This is a genomic window from Streptococcus sp. HMSC034E03, assembly GCF_001811505.1.
Lineage (GTDB): Bacteria > Bacillota > Bacilli > Lactobacillales > Streptococcaceae > Streptococcus.
On record NZ_KV804994.1, the window covers coordinates 36,884 to 43,762 of the forward strand.

Here is a 6,879-nt window from a genome sequence, read left to right on the forward strand (position 1 = left end):
GCGGTTTGAAGAGATTTTCGAAGAGTATAAAAACGCATAATATCAAGTTTTTAAGATAACTGACATTATGCGTTTGTATATGTTTTAGTCTGCTTACTTGGTTATAAAACAGAGGCTTTTTTAAAGTTTACTAATGGAAAGAGTATTGAGTTCATTGACGACTTGTAGATTAGCCATGCGACCGACGTTCATGAGTTTCGGATGAACCAATCCTTCAATATCAAAGTTGGTAATGATGGCATCGTAACCCGCTTCCATGATTTCATTGACATTGAGTGTCGCTTTATCCCATGTTTCAAAGTGGATGTTTCTAGAGGTGTAAAATTGATAGAGTGAAATCAAAGCCTGAGGATGGGCAAAGTCAAACTCACTCAAAACAAGAACACGAACCTTGGTTTGGTGCTTTAGGAGTTGTTCCATTAGATCAGTTGCGTGGGTTAAAAGAGTATAGACTAGATGGATTACAGCGTGAAGTTGCTCCTTTTGTCCCAAGCTAGACTTATAGCGCATCATTTCAAAACTAGCAGCTTCATAAAAATCTGGGAAGAACTTTTTAATCTTATTCAGTGCATAAGATTTGTTATGAGAAATGATAGATTCTGAGTTGATTTCTTGACGTTCTAGAAATGCAGTGTTATGCAAGTGCCAAATCAATTGATCGGTATTTGAAAAGTGGACATCAAACTGTCGGGTAAGATTGTCTAGGACATCCCGAGCTGAGTGATAGGAGTGGTCGACTTTCTCATTGTCTTTCCGTGCTTCTAGGAAATCTTCAACCGTGAAGAAAATTCCCTCTTGAGTATAGGAGCTGAAAATTTGGTCAATAGTTGGAAAGTCGAGCGTGATTCCAAGACGATCACCAAGAGATTGCAACTCCTGCTGGAAGTTTGAAAGTTGACTAAAAATAGGATGAAGAAAGTCAGACTCGATTTCCCCTTTAGGTCTCGGTAAAATCTTTGCTCGATGGAGATTGACTGCAATTTGTGTCTTCAGCTGAAACAGATTTTGGTAGGTGATAGGATAGCCTGTGACCTTGACAAAAAAAGTCACAAACTCATCTACATCTTCAGAAGACATATGAAATGGCCATTTGAAGAAACCATAGGCTTCATGGAAATATTGGGCAAAAAAGAAGCGAATGTCTCTTTCGTCTCCAATAATTGAAATAGGCGTCACCTTGAGCTTGAATTTATACTTTGATTGCAAAATATTATTGATTTCAGCAACCTTTTTACGAAGTGAGGGAAGAGAAATATCAAGCGTTTGGACTAGGTGCTCGAAAGTAAATGGTTCTTCTAATAGGAAGAAAGCTCTGAGTACCTGAAAATTAACAGACTCTTGCAAAATGTGTCTATAAATCCGCTCAATACCAAAGTTCTGTTCGTTCGTCAGTCTGATACCAGCGGTTGATGATAGAATATCAAAACAAGAAAGTTGCTCGCGCATTTCTTTAATATCGCTTTTGATGATGCGTCCATTCAAATCTAGAATATCAGCCAAGGTGTCGATATGAATCCATTCTTGGTTCTCAAATAAGTATTCTAGAATTTTTAATTGTCTCTGTTCTTTGTGAGATAATAGTTCTCTCATGGGAAATACTCCTTGAAAATATAAAGTATTATAAACAAAAAAAGATAAAAAAATTATCAGGGCTTTTCTCTATTATAGCATGTTTTCGGAAAAAATTTTTAAAATTCGTTTATAAATTACCAATTTTTATAATAATTTTACTAAAAAAATCGAAAATTTGGAAATGATTTGCATCAAATGTTTTTTTTTTTTCTAAAAGGAGCAAAAAACTTGACTATGTTGATACCATATTTTATAATAGCAATGTATGTAAAACACATGCGACTCTAATAAAAAATAAATAGGAGATAAGAATGTATTTTAATCGTAAAAATGCAGAGCAGAAGAACTGGCGTATGATTAAAAAAGGAAAACATTTCCTTTTTGGTTGTTCGCTTGTTTTTGCGGTCGGAGCTAGCTTAGCTACTCAAACAGTCCATGCAGACACAGCATCGGAATTTACAGTTGAGAGTGGCTCAAAAGCTAAAGAGGCTAAGCCTGGATATGGTGGAGAAACGGGGACTTATGAAGCTCCTGCTGCTGTGGCAGAGACTCAGCCAGCAACAGTTGAAAAAGCAGTGGTAGCGGAAAACACTACTGCTAAAACAGCTAACAAAGAAGCTTTGACCCAGTTGGTCGAAGAAGTAAAAGGCTTGGACAAAGCAGGAAAGACAGAAGACTCTCTTTCTCGCTTGAACACAGCACTTGAACAAGCACAAAATGTTTTGGCAAATGCAGAAGCTAGCCAAGACCAAGTGGATACAGCAGTCGCTAGTCTCAAAGAGGCAGTAGCTCAACTTGCTGCCAAAGAAGAAAAAGCAACAGCAGTAGCCACTGAAGCTAAAGTTGAAGAAGTAACGGAAGCGGCAACTGAACCAGTCGCACCAGCTGAACCAGTCCGTTCAAGAGGGAAACGTGATCTAAGTTCACGTGCAGCATACCGTTCAGTTGACGGATCAGTCGCTGAAGGTGAATTTGCAAACAATAATAACCAAGTTAAGCAGTTCACCTCTATTCAATACAGTGTTGATGGAGACAAAACAACTTGGAAAATCAATGTTATACCGACTCATAAGAATCACCCATCTGCTGGATTGGTGGTCGCATCAGACGATACCATCGAAAGTATTACTGTCATAGATCGTGGTCCTCACGCCGGACGTCTGAAAGAGGAGTATTACGTTGAAAAAGATTTTGGGAAGCTCCCTCCTATGAGCAATCACAAAGCTTTGGCGTCTGATTATAGCGGTGGCATTGGTTATGCGGTTCCTGATTCGCTTACCTATAGAGTAGTGACTAAAGGTACCAACCACAATCTGTTTGCTCGTTTTGCAACAGCTATTGTAAAAAACTCACTAGAAAATGGTGGGATGAATGGTTCATCAGCTGTTAAAAATCGTACTTCAGACTTCCCAGAAGTCGGTATCAATCTTTCATCAAGACTTGCACCACAACCAGGAGTCAACAATACCTACACCCAAACAAATGACACGATTACAGTGCCTACTGTAGCTTCTACAGATACGACAATCTCAGGTACAGGTAAGCCAGGTGCTATCATCAATCTCAAGAGCAATGGTAAAACTGCTAAGCAAACCCAAGTTGCACAAAACGGACAATGGTCATTCCCACTTGATTTTGGTTTGAATAGTAGCGTTTCTGGTGGTCCACAGTTAGTTACTGGGGATAACATTAGCGTTACCCAAACAGTTAATGGTCAAGAAAGTGCTGCTACACCTGTAAATATCTCTCTCGGTCACTCAGAGATCGTACCATCATCTAAATCAAAACAACAGAATAATCTTGTTGAAAATGATAGAAACGTTACCTTGAAAGTGCCACACGATGCAGGAGCAGCTTACTTCCAATTCACGGATAAAGATGGCAAGGCGCAAGAAGTTGGACTCAAACGTGATGCTGTTCCAGGTAAATGGCAAGTAAACTCTTCAAGCAGTGCACTTGCAAGTGTTGCTTCAAGTGAAGATGGTAAGTTCTACTCAACAATCAACTTGACCTTGAACAAAGATATGAAAGCTGGAACAACAGCTCGAGTTATCTCTAACATGCAAGAAGGTAGCTACTCAAGTCTTCAAGGATGGCAATCACGTAACGTTGAAGAAGCTCCAAAAGAGGAGACTCCAGCACCACAACCACAGCCACAGCCACAACCAGAACCATCAAAACCAATTACTCCAGCAGTAGATGGCGCAACTACAGCCCCAGCATCAGCCCCAGAAATTGTCAATGATTTGGCAGGTAAAGCAAGTACTCCAGCTGATGTAACAGTGAAAGCACCAGCAGGTTCAACTGTTAAACTTTACAACAAAGATGGCGTTGTGATCGGTGAAGCCGTAGCTAACGATAAAGGTGTAGCAACTGTTCACCCTACAAACAGCCTTCCTGAAGGAGAGATCACAGCTACTTCAACACCAGCAGGTGGAACAGAGTCAGCTAAGAGTGCACCGATTACAGTTACAAAAACACCAACGCCGATTTCGAACGATGAGGTGACCAAGGGTCCTTATAAGTTGCAAATGATCACCAATACGACAAAGGTGACACTTTATCGTGGAGATAAACTTACTTTAACAGGTGATGCTGCTGGGACAGCTTTGCGTTGGTTCGGAATTGTTCCAGAAACAGCTTTTAATGTAAAAGGGGTAGAACCATCGGGTGGATTGTCTACTAATGGAAGTGCAGCAATAAGAAACAGCCATGCTGAAGCAAAAGGTACTGTTGCATGGACCCAACCTCTAGGGGATACTAAGGTCGTCTTTAGAGCTACTGGAAGTCCAGAGCCAACAAGTAATCAGAAAGTATCGATTGATCGAGTAATCACTGTTACAGTTCTTGAGACTACTAAAAAGTATGACCCAGTTGCAGGTACAAAAGTAGATATTGCAAATCCAAACAACGTTAGTGAAGATGAAAAGAACAAGATCATCAACTCAGTTAAAACTGCGAACCCAAGTCTTCCAGCAGGTTCACAATACAGTGTAGATGAAAAGGGTAACCTTACAATCACATACCCTGATAAATCAACAGATAAGGTTGCAGCAGCATATCTCGTTAACCCAACAACTCCTGCACGTGAAAACGTAGCACCAACAGTAGAAATTCCTTACTCTAATAAAGCTGAAAAAGAAGTTTATGTCTATGGTGGAGAAGCAAACTCATTCGATATCAAATTCAAAGATGATAGTGGAAAAATTGCAAGTGCTACTGTAAACGCTGGAGGAAACCAAGCATTTAAACCAGTTGAAGGTGAAGCAAATAAAATTAACACTCAATTTGGATTTAAAGCAAATGTTATCTCTGCTGAAACACCAGCAACAGCAGATGCACCAGCAGTCATTACTTATTCAGGTACTCCAGCACCAGAAGGGAAATTTACACAAAACGACTTAGATGCTGCCACTAGAGGTGAAAATCCAAAAGGTGTAGCTTTAGGATGGCGTTATGCAACTGCAACGGATACAGATGGTGCGAAAATTGAGAATGGAGCAACAAGTGCTTCAAACCCAACTGACCCAGGTGCATTCCGTGTCATGCTTAAGGGACAAACTCAAAAATATGACATTGTAGCTCCAACAGAAAAAGTTGCTGTAGCAGACCCAACGAATGTAACAGATGACGACTTAGCTAAAATCAAAGAGAAACTCCAACTTGAGTACTCTAAAACCAATGATGATGCTAACTTGGCAGATAAAAAAGGTCAACCTGTAGCTGACAAAGATGCTAAGATTAAATCAGTCGAAAAAGATGCTGATGGAAATCTTGTTGTAACCTATAAAGATGGTTCTCAAGATAAGAAACCATTGTCAGAATTTGTAACGAAAGATACAACAACTCCTGCACGTGACAACGTAGCTCCAACAGTAGAGATTCCTTACTCTAATAAAGCTACTAAAGAAGTTTATGTATACGGTGGAGAAGCAAACTCATTCGATATCAAATTCAAAGATGATAGTGGAAAAATTGCAAGTGCTACTGTAAACGCTGGAGGAAACCAAGCATTTAAACCAGTTGAAGGTGAAGCAAATAAAATTAACACTCAATTTGGATTTAAAGCAAATGTTATCTCTACTGAAACTCCAGCAACAGCAGAAACACCAGCAGTCATTACTTATTCAGGTACTCCAGCACCAGAAGGGAAATTTACACAAAACGACTTAGATGCTGCCACTAGAGGTGAAAATCCAAAAGGTGTAGCTTTAGGATGGCGTTATGCAACTGCAACGGATACAGATGGTGCGAAAATTGAGAATGGAGCAACAAGTGCTTCAAACCCAACTGACCCAGGTGCATTCCGTGTCATGCTTAAGGGCCAAACTCAAAAATATGACATTGCTACTCCAACTGAAAAAGTTACTGTAGCAGATCCAGCAAATGTAACAGAAGCTGAGTTGGCTAAAATCAAAGAAAAACTTCAACTTGAGTACAACAAGAACAATGACGATGCGAATATCGCAAAAGATACTCCAGTTAATAAAGATGGTAAGATTAAATCAGTCACAAAAGATGCAGATGGAAATCTTGTCGTAACCTATGCAGATGGTTCTCAAGATAAGAAACCATTGTCAGAATTTGTAAACGTAGCTCCAACAGTTGAGCTCCCATACTCAAATGAAGCTAAGAAAGAAATCTATGTTTATACAGGTGAAAACACTGATTTAACATTCAAAGCATCAGACAACACTGCTGTTAAAGATATGTATGTACGTGGTCCTGGTGGTATTGGAAAAGATAATACGGCAGATTACGGTTTCACAACTGGAAAAATCGAGAATTCAGCAGTCACTCATGGTGATGGTACTGTATCAGGTGCTACAGCTACTATTAAGATGACAGGTGTTACAACACTTAAAGCTCCAAACCATTGGACAAGCTTTGTTGTTGCTAATGACAATGATAATGCACCATCAACTACTGATTTTAGAGCATTGGATCAAAACCCTAATGCAACTCAGACACCAGGATATGTTCACTTTATCGTTAAATCTCAAACAGATAAGTACGATATTGCAACTCCAGCTCCAGCTGATAAAGTTGAAGTAGCAGATCCAGATAAAGTAACAGATGCTGAGTTAGATAAAATCAAAGAAAAATTACAACTTGAGTACAAAAAAGATAACGATGATGCGAACATCGCAAAAGATACTCCAGTTGATAAAGATGGTAAGATTAAATCAGTCACAAAAGATGACAAAGGAAATCTTGTAGTAACCTATACAGATGGTTCTACAGATACAAAACCATTATCAGAATTTGTAACTAAAAAACCAACAGATGCAGATAAGAACGAGCCAA

The 6,879-nt window shown here is 39.4% G+C and carries 1 protein-coding gene and 1 pseudogene; one reads left to right on the forward strand and one right to left on the reverse strand.

Annotated elements, in window-relative coordinates; all coding sequences use genetic code 11:
- Positions 1-120 precede the first annotated feature (120 nt).
- Positions 121-1,590 (reverse strand): AcpB/EbpR/MafR family transcriptional regulator, encoded by a 1,470-nt coding sequence (locus HMPREF2805_RS07355; RefSeq protein WP_075231986.1) that lies wholly within the window; start codon positions 1,588-1,590, stop codon positions 121-123.
- 293 nt (positions 1,591-1,883) lie between these two features.
- On the opposite strand from HMPREF2805_RS07355, the pseudogene HMPREF2805_RS07360 reads away from it, so the two are divergent.
- Positions 1,884-6,879 (forward strand): annotated as a pseudogene (locus HMPREF2805_RS07360) (hypothetical protein); the annotation flags it as partial.